Raw genomic sequence first — 21,186 nt, 5'->3', positions numbered from 1 at the left:
TACAACTCAGACGCCGCCCGAGCAGCCACCTACCAAGACTGGATCCATAGCTACAATCACCACAGACCCCATACCGGCATCGGCGGCAAATCACCCATCAACCGTGCTCACAACGTCAGTGGGAACAACAGCTAGCCCTCTGCCGTGCCGACGAAGTACGCCGTGACGACTTCGCGGGTGGTGAGCGGATCTCCCCCCGAAATGGGCGCGACGCGTACCGTCCATCGGGGGCCTGACCGATCGATGCCGTCTGCGCTCTCCGCCCAGACCGCCCCATCTTCCGTGCACGAGTAGGTGCCGTACCAGGCGGGGTGCTCGGTCAGGTCGTTCCAAACGCCACCGCTGCGAATCAGGCAGCGGTCCCCGTCGCTGAGCAACAGCCCGAGCGGTCGCGCCTGCTCGGGCGCGGTGGCCGCCGGCAGGCTCCCGGTGCTCGGCAGGCGCACCACCGCCGTGGTCCACGGGTCGCGGTAGCAGGCCACAAAGCCGGGCGCCGCATCCTGCCAGCACGCTACGGCGAACGCGCTCGACGGTGTGCAGGCGTGGATGTTGTCGTCGACGGCGACTGCGGACGGCCGATCATCGAACGACGCGCTGCCACAGTCGAGCGTGACGGTCGTCTCCTCGGTGACGGTGAAGCCCGCGGCAGGCAGACCGCCCTCGGTGATGGGGCGCATTACCACGCTCTCGGTTGCCGTTGCCGAAGCAGAGGAGGGCGACGAAGGGGCCGGGGACGCGCATCCGGCGAGCAGGGCGATCAGCAGACCCAGGGGGAGCAAAAACCGTGAGCGCATTTCAGCCCTCCGTTCCACCCATGCACCAGCCCCTGAGCGACCGACGGTACCCTCGGCCCCGGAGGCAGTCAAGGGATTCCGGCAGGAGTGGCCGGACCACTGTCGAAAAGAACTCTCCCCGATTCGGAATATTTCACTTTCCTATGCGCTTGCATGAATGTGAGGACGAGAATCCACCGTTCCGCGAATTGAGGAGAACCCATGACTCAGACCACCGCAGCGAGCATACCCGGCTACAAGGCCGGAACCTGGACCATCGACCCGACCCACAGTGAGGTCGGTTTCAGCATCCGCCACCTCATGATCAGCAAGGTCAAGGGCACGTTCGAGAAGTTCGACGCGACCTTCGTTACCGGCGAGAACCCGCTCGACTCCTCCGTCACGGCCACGGCCCAGGTCGTGACGATCGACACCAACCAGGCGGACCGCGACGGCCACCTGCGCACCGGCGATTTCTTCGACGCCGAGACCTATCCGACCATCAGCTTCGTCTCTACCGGCGTGCGTCAGGTCGAGGACGACTTCCTCGTCGACGGCAACCTCACCATCAAGGGCGTCACCAAGCCCGTAACCTTCGACTTCGAGTTCGGCGGCTTCGGCACCGACCCGTACGGCAACTACAAGGCCGGCGCCACGGCGAAGACCGAGGTCACCCGCGCCGACTTCGGCCTCACCTATAACGCGGCCCTTGAGACCGGCGGAATGCTGCTCGGCGAAAAGGTCATCATCACCATCGAACTTCAGGCCGCGCTCAACCAGGCGTAGTCGTCCCCGCGCAGAGGTCTGCGCAGGGTGGACAACAAACACGAGAGGGACCCCACGAGAGTGAGGTCCCTCTCGTGTCGACCTTTGGTCAGGGTACCGACGCGGCCGCTCCGATCCTCTACACCCCGGGGTATTGGTCGTGAATGAGAGACCACGCTGCTCGGGCCGAGCGCAGGCGTTCGGGGCCAGATACGCGGGCGCTCCCTTTCGATCCGACGGGCATATTGTGCACCTCGGACATCATCGGCTATTCGCCCTTGATCTCCTCACGCACCCGTCGTAGGTCCTCCATCAGGGATCCGATCAGGATCCAGTGCTGCGGATGAGGCGTCGCAATGATCAGGGGGGCGGTCAGGGTGGGTGGTTCCTGCGGCAGGCTGACCTGCTGGACGCCGGGGTGGTCCACCTGTTCGGCGAGGAGCCTCAGGTCATGGGCGGCACGGCTCAGCTCGACAGTGATCGCGAGCACCGTGGGCTCGAGGTGCAGGGAATGGTCGTAGTGGTCGCGCAGGGACCGGGTCATGCCGATCGCGCGTGCGACGAGCGAGGTCAGCCGGGCGAAGAGCTCCTCGTCGATGTCGAGGAGACGCCGGTTCACCGCGTGCCGCGGGTTGAGCGTGAGGCTCTCCTCGGCCTGCTTGAGCGCCTGATCCGCCTTGGCGAGCATGGGGCGCAGCAGACGCACCTTAATCATCATCTCTTCGATCTGGCTGGCCTTCTGCGGAAACCGCAGGGCGTCGACGATCCGGTCGAGGGTGTCCGCGATCTCGTACGCAAGTCGGATCACAGCCGCGTGCGCCGGACGAAGAAGCACTGGCGGCACGATCAGGGCGTTGACGAGGAGTGCGGCCGCCGCCCCGATGATGGTTTCGACGATGCGGTCCCGCGCGTACTCAGCCGTCGCCGTGCCGATTGTGAGTAGGAGCATGGCGCTGATCGGAATTTGGCTCGCCGAGCTGGGGGCCAGCCGAAGCGCCCACGCCAGCATGATGCAGAACACGATGGCCAGGAGAACGACCCAGCTGGACTGGCCGAATGCGACACCGACGCCATAGGCGATGATGACCCCGCCGATAACACCCAGGCTGCGTTCGACCGCGCGACCGAGGGTCTGGTTGATGTTCGGCTGCACCACCAGCAGGGCGGCGATCGCGGCGAAGACGGGCAGCTGCTCCGTGTCCAGTAGCAGTTGCGACAGGATCCAGCCGAGGGCGACGGCCACGGATGTCTTCACTGCCTGGAGCAGAGGAATCCGGCTTGTGGATCGCAGCCGGGTGTTGATTCTCACTTGCCTAGGGTAGTCGAATGCGTGGGCGAGTCGTATGCACAGGCTCGTCGGACCGGTGCCGGCGCCATTGAAACCCTGCGTGCTAGGGCAGGTCGTCGTCGGTGCGGGCACCGAACACGATTTCGTCCCAGCTGGGCATCGAGGCCCGCCCGCGCTTGCCATGACCCGACGCTCGCGGAGTCGCGGCCGGTGATTGACCCCCGGCGGCCTGGGCAGACCAGGCGTTGCGGGGGGCCTCGGTCGGCGGGGCGGCGAGAGCCGAGGGAGCGGCGTGGGGTTCCGCGGCGGCCTCGACCGGCTGGTTCACCAGACGGATGCCCGGGGCCGGGCTGGTGCTGGCGGGGTTGCTGTGGCTGGAGTGGCTCTCGACCTGGTTGCTTTCGAAAGCGGCGGCTTCGCGCTCCCCGCGGCGGCGGCGCAGTGACGCCAGCAGGTCGGCCGTCTCGCTCAGGCTCTGCGGCGGTTCGTCGGCGCGCTTGATGGCTGCACGGGACACGGCATCCGTCGTGCCGGCCGACCGGGAATACGGCACCGGGTCCAGAATCGGCGCCGTATCGTGCAACGTCTCCTCGGACAGTGATTCCTTGAAGGTGAAGGCGCCGCTGTCGAAGCGGGACACATCGGCGAGGCTGGTCTCGGCGCCGACGGCCCGCAGCCGCGGGATCAGGGCACCCTTCAGTTCACCCTGCTGCGACAAGGCGATGGCTTCACTGCCGACCGGAGAGAGCGAGTTCTTCTTGGGTTCGAAGCCCCACCGGGCGTCGTGGTCGATGTCATCGGCGGTGAAGGCCAGTTTGACGATCCAGCCGGCGCCGGGTTCCTTCCAGCTGGCCCAGCGCTCGTTCGTGGCGCCGAGCGAGGCCAGACGCTCACGGATGACGGTGCCGAAGGTGGCGCCGCCCTCGATCGGGTCGAGGTCGATGGCGGTGTGCACCGGCACGCTCAGCGCGCAGGAGACCATGTAGTCGCGTTCGGCGACGACCGGGCCCTCGAAGCGGCGCACAAAATCGAGGGACGCACCCGTGACCGCGGCGACGTCCTCGGCGGACATGCCGGCACGGATGTGCGCCTGCACTTCCCGGGGACTCAGCTTCGGCCCCGACGCTGGTTCCACCTGGGCCTGGCGAAGCCGGGACTGGAGAACTTCGTCGATGGGGATCCTGAATCGGTCTCCCTCTTCAGACGCTGCGAGCAACGCACCGCTCTCGACTCCAATAACTTTCAATTCCTGCATGTTGAAAGCCCTTTCGCCATCACTAGTGCGCCTAAGACTGCCATGTAAAGAGTGAATCTTCGGGGAATACGCCGGGCGTGCCGCAAGTTGATGACTGTGCCGAGCAAATGACGCGGCGTGTAGTTTGCTATTCCGCCCGGATTGTTGGAAACTATGGCCGCCGAAATCCTTTCTCGGCGTAACTGAATGGATGGGTATGGCAACCGATTACGACGCACCACGGAAGACCGAAGACGACTCAGAGTCGATTGAGGCCCTCAAGGAGCGCGTACCCGACAAGATGTCCGGTGTCGTAGATGTCGACGACTCGGACAACCCCGGTGGTTTCGACCTTCCCGGCGCTGATCTGTCCGACCTCGACCTCGATGTCGTCGTTCTGCCTCCGCAGGCGGACGAGTTCACCTGCGTGGAGTGCTTCCTGGTGAAGCACCGTTCGCAGATGTCGCACGAGACCAAGCTCGGCCTGGTATGCCTGGAGTGCGACTCCTAAACGCGCTCAATCATGTGATGCTGGCCGTCGCGATCCATTGATCGCGGCGGCCAATTTCTGTGGGCGCCGCGTCGACACCAGCCAATACGGCGCCGGATCCGTCGCATCCACGATCGGGATTCGCACGACGGGCCGAATCCACCCGCGGATGAGCAGCCAGGCCCGGGCGTCGAGCCGTTGGCCACGTTCCAGGGCGGCCTCATCTCCGTCGAAGGGCAAAACCTCGCCGACCAGATCGATCGATATGCTCGCGCGCCCGGCGGTGAGCTCACCGCCCCGCACCTGCACCACCGGTGCCGACAAGAGCAGCGCCAGAACGCAAGCGGCGTACAGACCGGCGGCCAGCAGCACCCCGGCCAGCATCGAAATCGGTGCGAACACGAGGATGCTGGCAGGAATGATGAGCGCAGTCGCCACATAAGGTGCGGGAGAGGCCCAGAGTTTTTCGCGATATTCAGGCATGGGTCTATTCGATCAGACTTCTGCACTAGCCTCGACACGTGGCAGAAAGCGTCGAAGTCCTGATTACCGCGTCCATCCTCCCGAGCTACGCGCACCCGGGTGACGCGGGAGCGGACCTTCATTCCTCCCAGGCTCTAGTCTTGGCCCCCGGCGAACGAGCACTGGTCGGCACGGGCGTGGCGATCGCCCTGCCCGACGGTTTCGCGGCATTCGTCGTGCCCCGCAGCGGTCTCGCGTCCAAGCACGGCATCACGATCGTGAACGCGCCGGGCACCGTCGACGCCGGGTATCGTGGCGAGATCAAGGTGACGCTGCTTAACACCGACCAGACCACGCCCCATGCGATCGCGATCGGCGACCGCATCGCCCAGATCATCATCATGCCCGTCAGTCGGGCCACGTTTATTCCCGTGGATCGGCTGCCCGGCAGCCAGCGCGGGGTTGGCGGATTCGGGTCCACCGGCCTGAGCCGGAACATCAGCACGGGCACCTCAACGTCAGGAGACAACCAGTGAGCGACACCGCGAACCCGGAGGAGAACCCGGACGAGACGGCCAAGTCGGCGCCGGGCGATCGTGCGACCGAGGGTCCCCTCGACGAAGCCGAAGCCAACCCGGTGCGGCCCTACGTGGACCTCGGCGGGGTCAAGATCCTCCCGCGTGAGGGGCTTCACCTACGGTTGGAGATCGAAGAGGGCAGCAAGCGGGTCGTGGCGATCGGGCTCGACTACGCCGGCTCCACCCTCCAGGTACAGCCGTTCGCCGCGCCCCGCTCAAGTGGCCTGTGGAACGAAATCCGCGCCCAGATCGCCGATCAGATCGGCAAGCAGGGCGGAACGACGACTCTGCGCGAAGGCCCGTTCGGCCCCGAATTGGTGGCCGAGATCCCCGTGGCCGCGGGTCAGGGATCCGACGGAACGAGCAGGCTGGCCCGCTTCATCGGAGTCGACGGCCCGCGCTGGTTCCTGCGCGGCGTGATTGCCGGCGAGGGTGCCATCAACACCGACGCCGCGACCGAGATCGAAAACCTGTTCCGCAGCATCGTCGTGGTGCGCGGATCCGCCCCGATGCCGCCGCGTGACCTCATTCCGCTGCGGATGCCGGCCACTCCCGCCACTGCGGCCGAGCCGGGCCAGTCCTGAAGAACGCCGGAATGACGGACGCACCACTCCCCGATGAGGCCCGCGAGCCCGACGCATCAGAGAACGCGCCTGACTCGCCCGTGCCGGCCGCGTTCGCCGACGGCATGGCGGCGGCGGCCCGGCGGGCCGGCTTCACGCCGGCGGCCGAGGGTGATCCGATCAGCGGGCGCGCCCTGCTGGCCGCGATGGGCGGCATCCGTGGACTGGTCGAGGCCCTGCTGCCCGGACTCGTCTTCCTGATCACCTACACCTTCACCCGGCAGTTTTTTCCCGAGCAGTCGCTGGTGCTGTCCCTTGTTGTGCCGGTGCTGATCGGCGTCGTTTTCATCGTTCTGCGCCGGATTAGCCGCCAAACGGTGACGCCTGCCGTCGGCGGCCTGGTGGCACTGATCGTCAGCGCCGTGCTCGCTCTGTTCACTGGCCGCGCCGAAGACTTCTTTTTGCCCGGATTCTGGACCAATGGACTGTACGGCGGAGCCCTCTTCATCTCGGCGGTCGTCGGCTGGCCGCTGATCGGGCTGGCTGTCGGATTCCTGATGGGCGAGGGAATCGCCTGGCGGTCGAACCGGTCCAGGCGTCGGGTGCTGACCATTCTCACGCTCTGCTGGGCGGGCTTGTTCGCCCTGCGCCTGGCTGTTCAGCTTCCCCTCTACTACTCCGGAAACGTGGAGTGGCTCGGCGCCGTCAAGCTCCTGATGGGGATTCCGCTCTACGCGCCACTCCTGGTGATCTCGTGGCTGGTGGTCCGGGCGGTCTACCGCGCCGACGACCGGGAGACCGACGACGCAGCGGGTCGCCGGCCCGAATAAATTCACCGCGATTCCGCGACACCCGCCGGAAATAGGCGCGGGAAACGCGGTGGCACCGCTAGAGTTATCTCTACGTCAAGATAGTTCGGCGTTGGACATCGTCCGCACGTGGCATCCGCCGGTTAGGTTACCCTTGCTGGCAGGGGCAGGCGTCTGGTCGTCAGGATTGAGGATTGCGGACGGTTTCGCCGTCGGTTTCCACGAAGGAGAGGGCATCGTGTCGGCGCTTAATAATGCGGTCGTAAACAGTTTTGGAGCCAAGGACACCCTGCGGGTCGGGTCGACGGACTACGAGGTCTTTCGTCTCGACGCGGTAACGGGCTACGAGAGGCTTCCGTTCAGCCTGAAAGTGCTGCTGGAGAACCTCCTTCGCACCGAGGACGGCGCCAACATCACCGAGGCCCACATTCGCGCCCTGGGTGAGTGGGTCCCAACGGCGGAACCCGACACCGAGATCCAGTTCACCCCTGGCCGCGTCGTTATGCAGGACTTCACCGGCGTGCCGTGCATCGTCGACCTCGCCACCATGCGCGAGGCCGTCGCCGAACTCGGCGGCGACCCGAAGAAGATCAACCCGCTGGCTCCGGCCGAGCTGGTCATCGACCACTCCGTCATCGCCGACCTGTTCGGAACCGCGGATGCCCTCGAGCGCAACGTGGAGATCGAGTACGAGCGCAATGGTGAGCGGTACCAGTTCCTGCGCTGGGGCCAGACCGCGTTCAACGATTTCAAGGTCGTGCCGCCCGGAACCGGCATTGTGCACCAGGTCAACCTGGAGTATCTGGCCCGCGTCACGATGACCCGCACCGTGCCGGACGCGGAGGGCAACGACGTGCTTCAGGCCTACCCCGACACCTGCGTGGGAACCGACTCGCACACGACCATGGTCAACGGCCTCGGCGTGCTCGCCTGGGGTGTGGGCGGCATCGAAGCCGAGGCAGCCATGCTCGGCCAGTCCATCTCGATGCTCATTCCCAAGGTGGTCGGCTTCAAGCTCAACGGCTCCATCCCGACCGGCGTCACCGCGACGGATGTCGTGCTCACCATCACCCAGATTCTGCGCAAGCACGGCGTGGTCGGTAAGTTCGTCGAGTTCTACGGCGCGGGTGTCTCGCAGGTTCCGCTGGCCAACCGGGCCACGATCGGCAACATGAGCCCGGAGTTCGGATCCACGGCCGCGATGTTCCCGATCGACGACGTCACCCTCGACTACCTGCGCCTGACGGGTCGCAGCGACGAGCAGGTTGCACTCGTCGAGGCCTACTCGAAGCTGCAGGGCCTGTGGCACGATGCCGACAAGGAGCCCGTCTTCAGCGAGTACCTCGAGCTCGACCTGGGCACCGTCGTGCCGTCGATTGCCGGCCCGAAGCGCCCGCAAGACCGCGTCATCCTCACCGAGGCGAAGTCGCAGTTCGAACTTGACCTGCAGAGCTACGCGACGCAGGACTGGACTGTTGTGGACGCGGCCGTCGAGGCCTCTTTCCCTGCTTCAGACCCGATCGGCTTCACCGCCGAGGACGAGAACCTTGACCACAAGGCCTCACACAACCACGTGAGCCACGCTCCGATCAGCGTGTCCAGGCCCGTCGCGATCACCACGCAGGACGGCGCGAACTACACGCTCGACCACGGAGCGGTCGCTGTCGCGGCCATCACCTCGTGCACGAACACGTCCAATCCGAGTGTCATGCTCGCCGCGGGCCTGCTCGCCCGAAACGCCGTCAGGAAGGGCCTCACGAGCAAGCCGTGGGTCAAGACCACCCTGGCTCCGGGCTCGAAGGTCGTCACCGACTACTACGAGAAGGCCGGCCTCACCGGCGACCTCGAGGCCCTCGGCTTCTACACCGTCGGCTACGGCTGCACGGTCTGCATCGGCAACACCGGCCCGCTCATCGACGAGGTCACGACCGCGATCAACGACAACGACCTGGCCGTCACCGCGGTGCTCTCAGGCAACCGCAACTTCGAGGGTCGGATCAGCCCCGACGTCAAGATGAACTACTTGGCCAGCCCGCCGCTGGTCATCGCTTACGCCCTCGCAGGCTCGATGAACTTCGACTTCGAGACGGATGCGCTCGGCATCGGCAGCGACGGCAACGAGGTGTTCCTCAAGGACATCTGGCCCGACTCCGCCGAGGTGCAGTCCACGATCGACGGCTCGATCGACACCGGCATGTTCACGAAGCAGTACGGCCATGTCTTCGAGGGCGACGAGCGCTGGCGCGGCCTGCCGACACCGGACAGCGAGGTCTTCGAGTGGGACCCTGAGTCCACGTATGTGCGGAAGCCCCCATACTTCGACGGCATGACCATGGAGACCACCCCGGTGGTCGACATTGTCGGTGCCCGTGTGCTGGCCAAACTGGGCGACTCGGTCACGACCGACCACATCAGCCCTGCTGGTTCGATCAAGGCCGATAGCCCGGCCGGCGCCTACCTGCTGGAGCACGGCGTCGAACGGGGCGACTTCAACTCCTACGGCTCGCGCCGCGGCAACCACGAGATCATGATCCGCGGCACATTCGCGAACATCCGTCTCCGCAACCAGCTGCTGGACGGAGTCGAGGGTGGCTACACCCGCGACTTCACCGTTGACGGGGCTCCGCAGGCGTTCATCTATGACGCTTCGCAGAACTACCAGGCCGCCGGCACGCCGCTGGTCATCTTCGGTGGCAAGGAATACGGTTCGGGTTCGTCCCGCGACTGGGCCGCGAAGGGCACCAGCCTCCTCGGGGTGAAGGCCGTCATCACGGAGAGCTTCGAGCGCATCCACCGTTCGAACCTGATCGGGATGGGCGTCGTGCCTCTGCAGTTCCCGGCCGGCCAGAGCTGGGCGTCACTTGGACTGGACGGCACGGAGGTCGTCACAATCGAGGGTCTCGTCGAGCTGAACAGCGTGGTCACCCCGAAGACGGTGCGCGTCACGGCGGCGCCGAGTGCGCAGTCTGCCGCCGGCAAGGCCACAGTCGAGTTCGACGCGGTCGTCCGCATCGACACCCCGGGTGAGGCCGATTACTACCGCAACGGCGGCATCCTGCAGTACGTCCTGCGTTCGCTGGTCGCCTAGCACGCAGGAGCCTTTAGGCCAGCTACCGAAACCGGCGCGTAGACTCGGCTTGACCGAATCTATGCGCCGGTTTTCTGGTGGCGGATAGCGCAACGTGAAAGGTGTTATCGATGGCGCTACTGGACACGATCTTCGGGCCGAGAGATCTGGATCGCCTCTCGATGGAACAGCTCGTCCAGCTCGCGGCTGAGGTGCGGGCGTTCCTCGTTCGGGAAGTCTCCAAGACCGGCGGGCACCTTGGTCCCAACCTCGGCGTGGTCGAGCTGACCATCGCTTTGCACCGGGTCTTCGAATCCCCGCGTGACGCCATTGTCTTCGATACCGGACATCAGGCCTACGTGCACAAGCTGCTCACCGGGCGCCAGGACTTCAGCCTCCTCCGCCAGGCCGGCGGCCTGGCCGGCTACCCGCAGCGGCGCGAGTCCGAGCACGACATCGTGGAGAGTTCCCACGCCTCCAGCTCGTTGTCCTGGGCTGACGGCATCTCCCGAGCCTTCGAGATGACCGGGCAGAGCGACCGCCATGTGATCGCGGTCGTCGGCGACGGCTCCCTGACCGGGGGCATGACCTGGGAAGCCCTCAACAACATCAGCGACGACAACACCCGTCGCCTGATCATCATCGTGAATGACAACGGCCGCTCCTACGCGCCCACCATCGGTGGCATGGCCCGCTTCCTGAACACCGTGCGCACCCGACAGGCGTACCACAGTGCCTATCTGACCAGCCGTCAGGCCTTCGAACGGATGGGCGCGCCCGCCCGGGCGTTCTTCCGCGGCGTGCGCGGCGGCATGCACGGCTTCCTCGCCCGGTTCTCCAACAACGAGGCGCTCTACTCCAACCTCGACATCAAGTACATCGGTCCGATCGACGGCCACGACATGGCGGCGATGGTCGAGGCGCTCCATCAGGCCAAGGGCTACGGCGCGCCGGTGATCGTGCACGCGATCACCCAGAAGGGTAAGGGATACGACCCGGCCGTTCAGGACACCGCCGACCAGTTCCATGCGGTCGGCCAGATCGACCCGGAAACAGGGGAGTCCACCGAATCCGCCGGCGCACCCTCCTGGACGTCGGTGTTCGCCGACGAGCTGCTGCGCCTTGCCACACTCGATCCGAAGATCGTGGGCATCACCGCGGCCATGCTCCGTCCCACCGGCCTGCACAAGATGGCCGAGAGATTCCCCGCCCGGGTGCACGACGTGGGCATCGCCGAGCAGCACGCCGTCACCAGTGCCGCCGGCCTCGCCTTCGGCGGCCTGCACCCGGTCGTCGCGCTCTACGCCACCTTCATCAACCGAGCGTTCGACCAAGTCCTGATGGATGTCGCCCTGCACAAGGCCGGCGTCACATTCGTGCTCGACCGGGCCGGGGTGACCGGGCCCGACGGTCCCAGCCATCACGGCATCTGGGACCTGGCGATCCTCCAGGTCGTCCCCGGGATCCGCCTCGCGGCACCTCGGGACTCGGTGCGCCTGGCAGAGGAGCTCGAAGAGGCCGTGGCCGTCGACGACGCGCCCACTGTGCTGCGCTTCCCCAAGGGCAGCGTGAGCGCCCCAATCGACGCCGTGCGCCGCCTGGGCGACGGCGTAGACGTGCTCTTGGAATCAGCCCAGAAAGACGTGCTGATCGTCACCGTCGGGCCGATGGCCACGATCGGTCTCGATGTGGCGGACCGGCTTGCAGCCCAGGGCATCGGAGCCACCGTCGTCGACCCGCGCTGGGTCGTCCCGGTACCGCGGAGCATCGTGGCCCTGGCCGCGGAGTACCGCATCGTCGTGACCATCGAGGACGGCGTCCGGGTCGGCGGCGTCGGCACCCGTATCCGTCAAGATCTGCGTGAAGCCGGCGTGGACACGGCGGTCACCGAACTGGGGCTGCCCGACGAATTCCTCGACCACGGCACCCGCGCCGAGATCCTCGACCGTGTTGGGCTGACCCCGCAGCGCATCGCCCGCGATGTCGTCGCAATGGTGCTCGGCAGCAAGATCCCGCATGCGCGGCCCCTGCCGGCGGACCGCGCCGACACCGCCAGCATCCCGGCAAACCTTCAGCACGACTAGGTGATTCCCGATCGAATGGTTGTGTCGTTTCCGGAAGGCTGGGGCTGAGACCACCGCGTGATCGCTGTTCATCACAGGCGGGGTGCCGTGCCCGGCGTCGAATTCGTTCAGGGCAGAGTTGCTGGCCGGGCCGGGCCCGGACTCGGATAGGGCGTGGAATGCACGTTCTGCCCACATCGAGGTCCCCTGATCGTCTACATCGGCAAGGGAAACGGCCGGTTCGGAAACCCCGGCCCGTGCGACCCCCAACGCCCACACTTGGCAGGCCTCACCCTTCCGGCCCCGCCGGCCGCACAAAAATACCGCCGACCACCGCGCCGAGCCACGACCTCGGCTCCCCTTCCGTGAAGAGAAAGGAGCCGAGGTTACGGGTCGGCGGAGTGGATGCAGTCAGTCGCCTGCGGTCAGTCGCCTACGCTCGTGCGGGTAGCAGGCAGGGCCGCGGCAGCGACGCCGCGGATCGGTGGGGTGTGGAACGTGCCCTGGAAGGCCCGTTCGCTCGCACCGACGCGGTCGAGGTAGGGCGTGATCCCGCCCATCTGGAACGGCCAGTTGGCCCCGAGGATCATGCACAGGTCGATGTCCTCCGCGGCGTGCACGACGCCGTCGTCCAGCATCCGCTTGATTTCATCGGCGAGGCCGTCCTCGATCCGGCGTAGGATCTGCTCGGCTGTCATCGGGGTCTGCCCGCCTGCGACGATCTTGACGGCGCCCTTGTCGAAGCCCTTGATCCTGCCCTTGGCGTCGCGCTCCAGAATGGTTCCGTGCTCGGCCAGCTTATGCAGGTTCGCGCTCTCGAAAAACCGGTCCGGGAATGCGGCATGGTGGGTGTCCAGAACGTGTGCGCCGACCTTGAGGCCGACCAGCTCGAGCAGCTCGAACGGGGTCATCGGCATCCCGAACGGAGCCAGTGACCCATCGACGACCTCGAACGGGGTTCCGGTGTCGACGGCGTGCATGGCCTCACCCAGGAGCTTCGCCAGGAGGCGGTTCACGACGAACCCGGAGGTGTCCCGGGTGATGACCGCGTTCTTTCGCAGTTTGGCTGCCACGACCATCGCCGTGGAGAGAGTGGCGTCGTTGGTCCGCGGGGTGTTCACGACCTCGATCAGCGGCATGATCGCCACCGGGTTGAAGAAGTGGAAACCGACCAGGCGCTCGGGGTGGGCCAGCTTCGCACCGATCTGTTCGACCGAGAGGGACGAGGTGTTGGTGGCGAGGATGGCGTCGGGAGAGATGTGCTTCTCGATTTCGGCGAAGACATCCTGCTTCACGCCGAGTTCCTCGAAGACGGCCTCGATCACCCAGTCGGCGTCGGCAAACTGTGCCTTGTCTGTCGTTCCCGTGACCAGAGCGCGGAGCCGGTTGGCCTCGTCAGGGGAGATACGGTTCTTGGTCTCCAGGGTGAGGATCTCGCCGTGGATGTACGCGACGCCCTTGTCGACGCGGGCCTGGTCGAGGTCTGTGATGACTACGGGCACGCGCAGGCGACGCACGAAGAGAAGGGCGAACTGGCTGGCCATCAGGCCGGCGCCGATGACGCCTACCTTGTTGATCGGGCGGGCGAGGGCCTTGTCCGGCGCACCGGCCGGCCGCTTGGCTCGCTTCTGCACCAGGTTGAAAGCGTAAATACTGGCCTGCAGCTGGTCTCCGGCGATGAGTTCGGCCAAGGAGTCGTCTTCCCGCTCGAACCCTTCCTGGCGAGATCCGCTCTTGGCTGCTTTGAGCAGGTTGAGGGCGATGTACGGCGACCGGGCGACGGTTCCGATGCGGTTTTCCAGCATCTTGCGGGCCACGCCCACGGCCACATCCCATTTCACGAGCCGTTCGACCTTGCCGGGCGTATTGGGCCGGGCGACCTTTGTCTTTCCGGCGATCACGCCATCGGCCCACTCGATGGACTGTTCAAGGAACCTGGCCGAGGCGAACTGCACGTCGGCGATGCCCAGCTCGAGAGCATCCGCCGCTTTGAGCGTGCGGTGCTTGAGCGGATTCTCGATGATCACCTTCAGCGCGTTCTCGATGCCGATCAGGTTGGGCAGCAGGTAGGAGCCGCCCCAGCCCGGGATCAGCCCAAGGGAGACCTCGGGCAGCGCGATCGCGGGCACGGTCGCGTCGACGGTGCGGTAGTCGGCGTTGAGGGCGATCTCCAGCCCGCCCCCCAGTGCGAGCCCGTTGATGAACACGAAGGAGGGCACACCCAGTTCGGCCTGCTTGCCCAGCGCATAGTGGCCCAACTGGGCCAGCAGCTTGCCCGTCGCGAGCGATGGGATCTCGCTGACCTTGCTCAGGTCGGCGCCGGCGGCGAGGATGAACGGTTTGCCGGTGACGGCGACGCCGTGGATGTCGCCGAGGGCGGCGCGTTCCCGGAGAAGGTCCATCGCCATGGCGAACTCGAGCAGGGTGTTCGGGCCGAGCGTGTTCGGGCGGGTGTGGTCCCGGCCGTTGTCGAGCGTGACCAGCGCCAGGGTCCTTCCACCGGACAGAGGCACATCGTGTACGTAGCAGTGGGTGACGACCTCGTCGGCCGACAGCTCGACCAGCGGGGTGAAATCGAGTTCGGAGTAGTTGCTCATCGCTTGCTTGCCTTCCGGTTGAAGTTCGGGTTCTCCCAAATCACGGTGCCGCCCTGGCCGAGACCGATGCACATGGCGGTGAGGCCGTAGCGCACCTCCGGGTGCTCGCTGAACTGACGGGCGAGCTGGTTCATCAAGCGCACGCCGGAGGAAGCGAGCGGATGTCCGATGGCGATCGCGCCGCCGTACTCGTTCACCCGCGGGTCCTCGTCGTCGATGCCGAAGTGGTCGAGGAACGAGATGACCTGCACGGCGAAAGCCTCATTGAGTTCGAACAGGCCGATGTCCGTGATGCTGAGGCCGGCCTTGCGCAGGGCCTTCTCGGTGGAGGGGACCGGACCGAGTCCCATGACCTCCGGCTCAACGCCGGCGAAGGCGAAGCTGACCATCTTCATTTTGACGGTGAGACCGAGGTCCTTGGCGGCCTTGCCGCTGGCGAGGAGGCAGGCGCTGGCACCGTCGTTGAGCCCGGAAGCGTTGCCGGCAGTGACCCGTCCGTGGGGACGGAAGGGGGTCTTGAGAGTCGCGAGGCCCTCCATCGTGGTTTCGGGGCGGGGAGCCTCGTCGCGGGTCGCCAGACCCCAGCCGGAATCGCTGCGGATCGCAACCGACACCAGGTCGGGCTGTATCTTCTCGGCGGCATAGGCCGCGGCGACCTTCTGTTGGCTGCGCAGGGCGAACCGGTCGGACCGCTCCTTGGTGTACGCCGGGAACCGGTCGTGGATGCGCTCGGCCGTGGCGCCCATATTGAGGGCGTCCTCGCTGACCAGGCGCTCGGACAGGAAACGCGGATTCGGGTCGACGCCCGAACCCATCGGGTGGCGTCCCATGTGCTCGACGCCGCCGGCGATGGCCAGGTCGTAGGCGCCAAATCCGATCCCGGCTCCGAGAGTGGTCACGGCGGTCATGGCGCCGGCGCACATCCGGTCAATGGCGAATCCGGGTACCGACTTCGGCAACCCCGAAAGCAGTGCCGCCGTGCGACCGAGCGTGAGGCCCTGGTCGCCGGTCTGGGTGGTGGCGGCAATCGCCACCTCGTCGATGCGTTCCCCAGGGACCGACGGGTTGCGTTCCAGCAGTCCGATCATGGCCTTGACCACGAGATCATCCGCCCGGGTGTTCCAGTAAATGCCCTTTTCACCGGCGCGTCCGAACGGGGTACGAACCCCGTCCACAAACACGACTTCTGTTCTATCGGCCACTTTGCCTCCATCATCGATCAGGTGTCGGTCGATCCTAAAGGGGCTCCCGTGGAGGGTCGAATCCTTGGACGGATCCTACGAATCCGCTTCCGAAGAGAGCTCGATCGATTGGTGGACATCCACAAAGGCATCGGCGATCCGTTGTGCGGTCACTTCAATTTGCCAGGTGCGCGCACCCAGGTGCGCGAGCGCCTCACCGACGGATGCGGGATCGACGTTGACGGGCGGCGTCCACGCCACCCGGCGGACATAGTCCGGGGTGACGAGGTTCTCCAGCGGGATGGCGAGCTCCTCGGAGACCTCGGTGAGGGCTGCGCGAGCGGCCTTGTAGCGCAGGTCAGCCTCGGGATTGCGGTCGGACCAGGCGCGCGGGGGCGGGAGCAGGTCGCCGTTGCCCCGAAGCGACGGCAGGTCGGTTGACGCCAGGCCCTTCTGGATGGCACGCCACCAGCGGTCGAGTTCGCTGCGGCTCGCACGGCCGCTGAACTCCCTCAGATCAGCCAGGGCCTGCCGGTTCGCCGGCATGGCCCGTGCTGCCGCCGTCAGCGACGCGTCGGGCACGAGCCGGCCGGGGGACACATCCAGCTCCTGTGCCAGAGCGTCGCGAGCCAGCCACAATTCCCGGGCCACGGCCAGGCCACGCTGTCCCCGGATGGAGTGCACGCCGGAAAGGCGGCGCCAGGGTTCGGGGCCGACGGGCTTCGCCTCACGCGCCAGCACGGCGGCGAATTCCTGCGCGGCGATGTCGGTCTTGGAATCGGTGGCGAGCATGTCGACCATACGGTCACGCAGGTCGGGAAGCAGTTCCACGTCGAGCGCGCCGTAGACCAGCCAGGCCTCCGGCAGTGGGCGGGTCGACCAGTTGGCGGCGGAGTGTTCCTTGGCAAGATGGATGCCGAGCAGCTCTTCTACCACCGTGCCGAGGCCGACCCGGGGGATTCCGAGCAGGCGGGCGGCCAGTTCAGTGTCGAAGATGTGTCGGGGGTCAAGTCCGACCTCGCGCAGGCAGGCCAGGTCCTGGCTCGCGGCGTGGAAAATCCACTCGTCATCGCGCAGAGCCTGGTTGAGCTCGTGGAAGTTGCCGATCGCGGGCGGGTCAAACAGGAATGTGCCAGCGTCGCGCCGATAGATCTGGATCAGGTAGGCGCGCTGGGAGTAGGTGAAGCCGGAGGCTCGTTCAGCGTCGATGCCGATCGGGCCCGTGCCCGCGCTGAGGGCTGCGGTCGCCGCGAGGTAGGCGTCCCGCGTATCGATCACCTGGTGATCAAGCACGACCGGTTCGGCGTGTGGACAACATGCTGACTCCTTCGCCAGTGGGTGGAAGACCTGCGAGCATGCAGAGCAGCTCGCCCCATCCTTCGACGTGGGCGGCGAGATTGTGGTCCAGCGGCGTCCACGAGGCCCGCAGTTCGATCTGCGCGCCATCGCCCTGCTTGGCAAGTTCGCCAAAGCCGGACGAGATAATCTTAGTAGCGGTCCCCGAGGCCGCTGTATACCGTGCCCCGTGGGCGTCGAGAGCATCGACGAGCCACGACCAGGTGACCCCCGCGACGAACGGGTCGAGGCCGATGTCGGTTTCCAGGGGAGCCTGGGCGAAGCAGACGACGCGGAAGGCGCCGCCCCACTCCTCGGGCTCGGCCGGGTCATACAGCAGGATGAAGCGTCCGGTCCCGAGATCGGAGTCGCTCCCGTGACGTACCGGGGTCACGTCGGCCGAGAAGGCGATGGAGTGCGGAGCGAGGTTTCCGGGTGCGGAAATCTCATTGACCACAAGCTCCGTACGGATGCGGGCACGTGCGAAGGATGCGCGGGCAGCGGCGAACTCCGGCGAAGGCGTTTCTTGTGTTTCGGGCACGTGTGCAGACTAGAGTTTTTTCCGAGCGGAGTCGGACAGGCACGCCGGACAGGGGAGGTAGTCATGCGTGAGCGGGCGGGCTCAGGGCGGTATCCGAGGCGTTTTCTGGCGGTGAGCGGGATCGCAGTCGCCGGGGCAACGGTGTTGCTGGGGATCGCGGGCGGTGTTTTGGCGGCCGTGATGGCACGTCGGATTGTGACGCCCTCGACCACGCGCTCCGACGACGTGCGGATCCACTCCGTCGACCTCGTGGCGGGAAGGATTACGCTGCAGTCCACGGCGGATTCCGTACTGCAGGGCGATTACAGCTTCTGGTTCTCGGGCGATACAGGACACGCCCACCTGGGCGAGATCCTCCGTCTCACGCCCACTAAGGTGACGCGGCGCATCCTGCGCGTCGATCACGGGGATCTGGCCCGAGCCGAGCGCGGCCGGCTCGGCGGCTACTCGTACCTCGGGCCCTGGGACCTCGGCTTCGCCTTCGAGGACGTGCTCGTTTCCACCGACGTCGGTGATGCCCCGGCCTGGCTGATCCCGGCCGAGGAGCCGGACGGCCGCTGGGTGATCCAGGTGCACGGGCGCGGGGTGCAGCGGCAGGAGACGCTGCGAGCGGCGCCGGTCTTCCGGGATGCGGGCTTCACGTCCCTGCTTGTGTCGTACCGCAACGACGGGGAGGCACCGCGGAGCGGCGACGGCCGGTATTCCCTTGGAGACGCGGAATGGCAGGATGTCGATGCGGCGATCGCGTTCGCGGTGCACCGCGGTGCGACCGAGATCGTGTTGATGGGGTGGTCCATGGGCGGCGCGATCGTGCTGCAGAGCGCGACGCGATCAACGCTGCGCGACCGGATCGTCGGCATCGTGCTCGACTCGCCCGTGATCGACTGGGCGGATGTCGCGCGCTTCCACGGCGGTCTGCTCGGCCTGCCCGCGGTCATCGCCAGCGGTGCTCTGGAGGTCCTGGGACGGCGTTGGGGCAAGATCGTCACCGGTCAGACCCAACCGATCGACTTCGGACGCCTCGATTTCGTCACGCGCGCCGCCGAGCTCGACCTACCGGTGCTCCTGATGCACAGCGACGACGACGGATTCGTGCCCGCGACCGGCTCCCGCGCCCTGGCCGGGCGCCGACCCGACATCGTGACCTTTCTGCCGTTCGCGGTGGCGCGGCACACGAAGCTGTGGAACTACGACCGCGAGGGTTGGAATCAGGCCATCACGAACTGGCTGGTCGAGATCGCTCCCACCGAGCGTATGTCGCTCCCTGGTCGTCCAGAAGAAGTTGCCGCAACCTGAATCCGGTGGATCCGGCCGTGGCCGATTCGAGCAACCCGCGGCCGCCGAGCACTACCCGGGGGCTCGTGGACAGGCAGAATTCGTCGACCAGGTCGGCCGCGAAGAATCGCCCGGCCAGCACCGGACCTCCCTCGCAGACGATGCGCGGGAGGCCGAGGGCGCAGAGGGCCGCGAGAATCGTGGACGGAGTGAGGACGCCGTTCTCATCGTCGAGCGGCACGACGGTCGTGCGGGCCCCGACCGTGGCGGCCTCCACCCGGCCGACTGCGAAGCGCGGACAGAGGATGAACACCGGCTGCCGATGCGCGGATTCCGGGTGTGCGGAGTCCCGGTGCGTAAAGTGCTCGAGCCGATGACCGGCCAGGTTTCCGCTGGAGGTGACGACCGCGAGGGCCGCCCGGGCCGGCACGACGTACCCCTCCGCACGGACACTGCCGGCGCCGATCAGGACGACGTCGGCAAGTTCCCTGATCACACCGAGGATCCGGCGGTCGAGGCGGCTCGAGAGGGAATCCGAGGTGCCATCGGACCCGGCCACGCCGCCGTTCAGGCTGGCGATCATGTTGACCCGCAGGTACGCGCCCGGCGCCGGGGCGTAGCGCCGCAACAGCCAATCCCGGCTGACCGGGTCGAGCCCGTCGACGCTCCGCGGCAGGTCGACCGTATCGCCGCCCGCGTCCGGCTCCGGAAACACCCGGGTCAGGGTCACGCAGCGCCCTCGCGCAGGCGGCGCTTGGTGCGGGCGAGCATGGCTGACATGCCGCGGATGCGCAGGGGAGACACCGCTTTCGTCAATCCGATCGTGTTCGGATAGTCATCCGGCACATCGAGCACCTCCTGGGCGCTGAGCCCATCCAGACCCTGGGCCAGGATCGAGGCGAAGCCCCGGGTCGTCGGCGACTCCCGGGGAGCGGTCGCGTAGAGGTGCACCGCGGACTCGCCGTCCACCTCGACGAACATGAAGACGGGAGACTGGCATTCAACGACTCGCTCGAGCAGGTCCGGGTGCTCCGCGTAGCGCGGCGGGAGCGCCGGCAGCTCGTCGGCGAACTCAAGCAGCAGCAGCAGCCGGTCGGACTCCTCGAGTTCGAGGAAGTCATCGCGGATCTCGGCCAGTTTGGCGGGAAGTTCGGTAGCGGTCATCGACACTCATTCTGCCATGCGCGGGCCGTGAGGCCCCAGAATCCGAGTGGGCCGGCCGGCTCAGCGGGGCTGAGGTGCGGCGCCCGGCTCCGTGCCCATCACGATCGGCACGTGCACGGCGTTACCCCATTCGGTCCAGGACCCGTCGTAGTTGCGCACGCCTTCGAAGCCGAGAAGGTGGGTCAGGACGAACCAGGTGTGGCTGGACCGCTCGCCGATCCGGCAGTAGGCGATGACGTTGTCGCCGTCGGAGAGGCCGGCCTCGTCACGGTAGATGGCGTCCAGCTCGGTTCGGGTGCGGAAGGTGGCGTCCGGGGCAGCGGCGCGCGCCCACGGCACCGACGCCGCCGACGGGATGTGGCCGCCGCGCAGGGCGCCCTCCTCCGGGTAGGCCGGCATGTGGGTGCGTTCGCCGGTGTACTCCTCGGGGGAGCGCACGTCGATCAGCGGGTTCCCGAAGTGCGCGAAGACATCCTCGCGGAATGCGCGGATGGCGGAATCGTTGCGCGGGGCGACCGGGTACACGGTCGGGGTGATGACGGGCTTGTCCCGGGTGAGGCCTCGTTTCTCGGCCACCCACTTGTCACGGCCGCCGTCGAGCAGGCGGACGTCTTCGTGGCCGAATAGGGTGAACACCCACAGGGCGTAGGCCGCCCACCAGTTGTTCTTGTCGCCGTAGATGACCACGGTGGTGTCGCGGGAGATGCCCTTGGCACCGAGCATTGCGGCGAAGGCGGCACCGTCGACGAAGTCGCGCTCGACCGGATCATTGAGGTCGGTATGCCAGTCGATTTTCACGGCTCCCGGAATGTGGCCGGTTTCGTAGAGCAGAACGTCTTCATCCGATTCGACGACAACAAGACCGGGGGTTTCGAGATGCGCCTGCAGCCACTCGGTGCTGACCAGACGTTCGGGGTGGGCGTAGGCCATGAACTTCGGTGCCGGATCGAGATCAACAGACATGGGGGGAACCTCCTGGTGGCGTCCGATGGACACTGGAA

The 21,186-nt window shown here is 66.6% G+C and carries 20 protein-coding genes; 9 read left to right on the top strand and 11 right to left on the bottom strand.

What is annotated here, in order from left to right:
* Nucleotides 1–135: integrase core domain-containing protein (locus E3T34_RS06335; RefSeq protein ID WP_166785844.1), on the top strand; the 135-nt coding region annotated here is incomplete at its 5' end.
* Here E3T34_RS06335 and E3T34_RS06330 read toward each other — a convergent pair.
* Nucleotides 132–677, bottom strand: a complete 546-nt coding sequence (locus E3T34_RS06330) for a hypothetical protein (RefSeq protein ID WP_134512235.1) — start codon at nt 675–677, stop codon at nt 132–134. The two genes, E3T34_RS06335 and E3T34_RS06330, sit on opposite strands and share 4 nt — an antisense overlap.
* A gap of 318 nt (nt 678–995) precedes the next feature.
* On the opposite strand from E3T34_RS06330, the gene E3T34_RS06325 reads away from it, so the two are divergent.
* Nucleotides 996–1,559, top strand: coding sequence for a YceI family protein (locus tag E3T34_RS06325; protein WP_104099603.1), 564 nt, complete (start codon nt 996–998; stop codon nt 1,557–1,559).
* Between the two features lie 247 nt (nt 1,560–1,806).
* Here E3T34_RS06325 and E3T34_RS06320 read toward each other — a convergent pair whose 3' ends face one another.
* Both E3T34_RS06320 and sepH read right to left on the bottom strand, forming a co-directional pair.
* Nucleotides 1,807–2,847, bottom strand: a complete 1,041-nt coding sequence (locus E3T34_RS06320; RefSeq protein ID WP_166785109.1) for an aromatic acid exporter family protein — start codon at nt 2,845–2,847, stop codon at nt 1,807–1,809.
* Between the two features lie 82 nt (nt 2,848–2,929).
* Complete coding sequence (sepH, locus tag E3T34_RS06315) at nt 2,930–4,081, bottom strand: septation protein SepH (protein WP_104099605.1); 1,152 nt, start codon at nt 4,079–4,081, stop codon at nt 2,930–2,932.
* Nucleotides 4,082–4,277: 196 nt separating this feature from the next.
* Here sepH and E3T34_RS06310 point away from each other — a divergent pair, with 196 nt between their 5' ends.
* On the top strand, nt 4,278–4,571 hold the full coding sequence (locus E3T34_RS06310; protein ID WP_104099606.1) for a DUF4193 domain-containing protein: 294 nt from the start codon (nt 4,278–4,280) through the stop codon (nt 4,569–4,571).
* A gap of 6 nt (nt 4,572–4,577) precedes the next feature.
* Here the strand turns inward: E3T34_RS06310 and E3T34_RS06305 are convergent, their stop codons facing one another.
* Complete coding sequence (locus tag E3T34_RS06305) at nt 4,578–5,033, bottom strand: DUF3093 domain-containing protein (RefSeq protein ID WP_104099607.1); 456 nt, start codon at nt 5,031–5,033, stop codon at nt 4,578–4,580.
* Between the two features lie 38 nt (nt 5,034–5,071).
* Between E3T34_RS06305 and dut the strand changes: the two genes are divergently transcribed.
* From dut to dxs, 5 genes are all read left to right on the top strand, one after another.
* Entirely contained in the window at nt 5,072–5,548 is a 477-nt protein-coding gene (dut, locus tag E3T34_RS06300; protein ID WP_104099608.1) for a dUTP diphosphatase, read from the top strand.
* Nucleotides 5,545–6,174: a DUF3710 domain-containing protein gene (locus tag E3T34_RS06295; RefSeq protein WP_104099609.1), complete on the top strand. Its 630-nt coding sequence runs from the start codon at nt 5,545–5,547 to the stop codon at nt 6,172–6,174. Before dut ends, E3T34_RS06295 begins: the two co-directional genes overlap by 4 nt.
* Nucleotides 6,175–6,185: 11 nt before the next feature.
* Nucleotides 6,186–6,983 carry a DUF3159 domain-containing protein gene (locus E3T34_RS06290; RefSeq protein ID WP_104099610.1) on the top strand — a complete coding sequence of 266 codons (798 nt, stop codon included), beginning with the start codon at nt 6,186–6,188 and terminating at the stop codon, nt 6,981–6,983.
* A 217-nt stretch (nt 6,984–7,200) separates the two neighbouring features.
* Nucleotides 7,201–10,050, top strand: coding sequence for an aconitate hydratase AcnA (gene acnA / locus E3T34_RS06285; protein ID WP_134342490.1), 2,850 nt, complete (start codon nt 7,201–7,203; stop codon nt 10,048–10,050).
* A gap of 110 nt (nt 10,051–10,160) precedes the next feature.
* Nucleotides 10,161–12,113: a 1-deoxy-D-xylulose-5-phosphate synthase gene (gene dxs, locus E3T34_RS06280; RefSeq protein ID WP_134342489.1), complete on the top strand. Its 1,953-nt coding sequence runs from the start codon at nt 10,161–10,163 to the stop codon at nt 12,111–12,113.
* A 404-nt stretch (nt 12,114–12,517) separates the two neighbouring features.
* On the opposite strand, the gene E3T34_RS06275 is transcribed toward dxs, so the two are convergent.
* From E3T34_RS06275 to E3T34_RS06260, 4 genes are all read right to left on the bottom strand, one after another.
* The gene (locus E3T34_RS06275; RefSeq protein WP_134342488.1) at nt 12,518–14,689 is read right to left on the bottom strand and encodes a 3-hydroxyacyl-CoA dehydrogenase NAD-binding domain-containing protein; all 2,172 of its coding nucleotides are present in this window, start codon (nt 14,687–14,689) and stop codon (nt 12,518–12,520) included.
* Nucleotides 14,686–15,891, bottom strand: a complete 1,206-nt coding sequence (locus tag E3T34_RS06270) for a thiolase family protein (RefSeq protein ID WP_104099613.1) — start codon at nt 15,889–15,891, stop codon at nt 14,686–14,688. The genes E3T34_RS06275 and E3T34_RS06270 overlap by 4 nt, the downstream gene beginning before the upstream one ends.
* A 75-nt stretch (nt 15,892–15,966) precedes the next feature.
* Nucleotides 15,967–17,163, bottom strand: coding sequence for a ribonuclease D (locus E3T34_RS06265; protein WP_134342487.1), 1,197 nt, complete (start codon nt 17,161–17,163; stop codon nt 15,967–15,969).
* Nucleotides 17,156–17,746, bottom strand: coding sequence for a DUF3000 domain-containing protein (locus E3T34_RS06260; protein ID WP_104099615.1), 591 nt, complete (start codon nt 17,744–17,746; stop codon nt 17,156–17,158). Before E3T34_RS06260 ends, E3T34_RS06265 begins: the two co-directional genes overlap by 8 nt.
* 111 nt (nt 17,747–17,857) lie before the next feature.
* On the opposite strand from E3T34_RS06260, the gene E3T34_RS06255 reads away from it, so the two are divergent.
* Complete coding sequence (locus E3T34_RS06255) at nt 17,858–19,042, top strand: S9 family peptidase (protein WP_166785843.1); 1,185 nt, start codon at nt 17,858–17,860, stop codon at nt 19,040–19,042.
* Here E3T34_RS06255 and E3T34_RS06250 read toward each other — a convergent pair.
* Genes E3T34_RS06250 through E3T34_RS06240 form a run of 3 tightly spaced genes read right to left on the bottom strand, consistent with a single transcriptional unit; the run spans nt 18,963 to nt 21,148 of the window.
* Nucleotides 18,963–19,751 (bottom strand): dihydrofolate reductase family protein, encoded by a 789-nt coding sequence (locus E3T34_RS06250; protein WP_134342485.1) that lies wholly within the window; start codon nt 19,749–19,751, stop codon nt 18,963–18,965. The genes E3T34_RS06255 and E3T34_RS06250 overlap by 80 nt on opposite strands.
* On the bottom strand, nt 19,748–20,185 hold the full coding sequence (locus E3T34_RS06245) for a SufE family protein (protein ID WP_104099618.1): 438 nt from the start codon (nt 20,183–20,185) through the stop codon (nt 19,748–19,750). Before E3T34_RS06245 ends, E3T34_RS06250 begins: the two co-directional genes overlap by 4 nt.
* 60 nt (nt 20,186–20,245) lie before the next feature.
* A complete protein-coding gene (locus E3T34_RS06240; protein WP_134342484.1) occupies nt 20,246–21,148 on the bottom strand; it encodes a sulfurtransferase in 903 nt (300 codons plus the stop codon).
* Nucleotides 21,149–21,186 lie beyond the last annotated feature (38 nt).

It is taken from the genome of Cryobacterium sp. TMT1-62 (genome assembly GCF_004403145.1).
GTDB classification, from domain to species: domain Bacteria; phylum Actinomycetota; class Actinomycetes; order Actinomycetales; family Microbacteriaceae; genus Cryobacterium; species Cryobacterium sandaracinum.
This window is presented reverse-complemented; position numbering and strand designations above follow the sequence as displayed.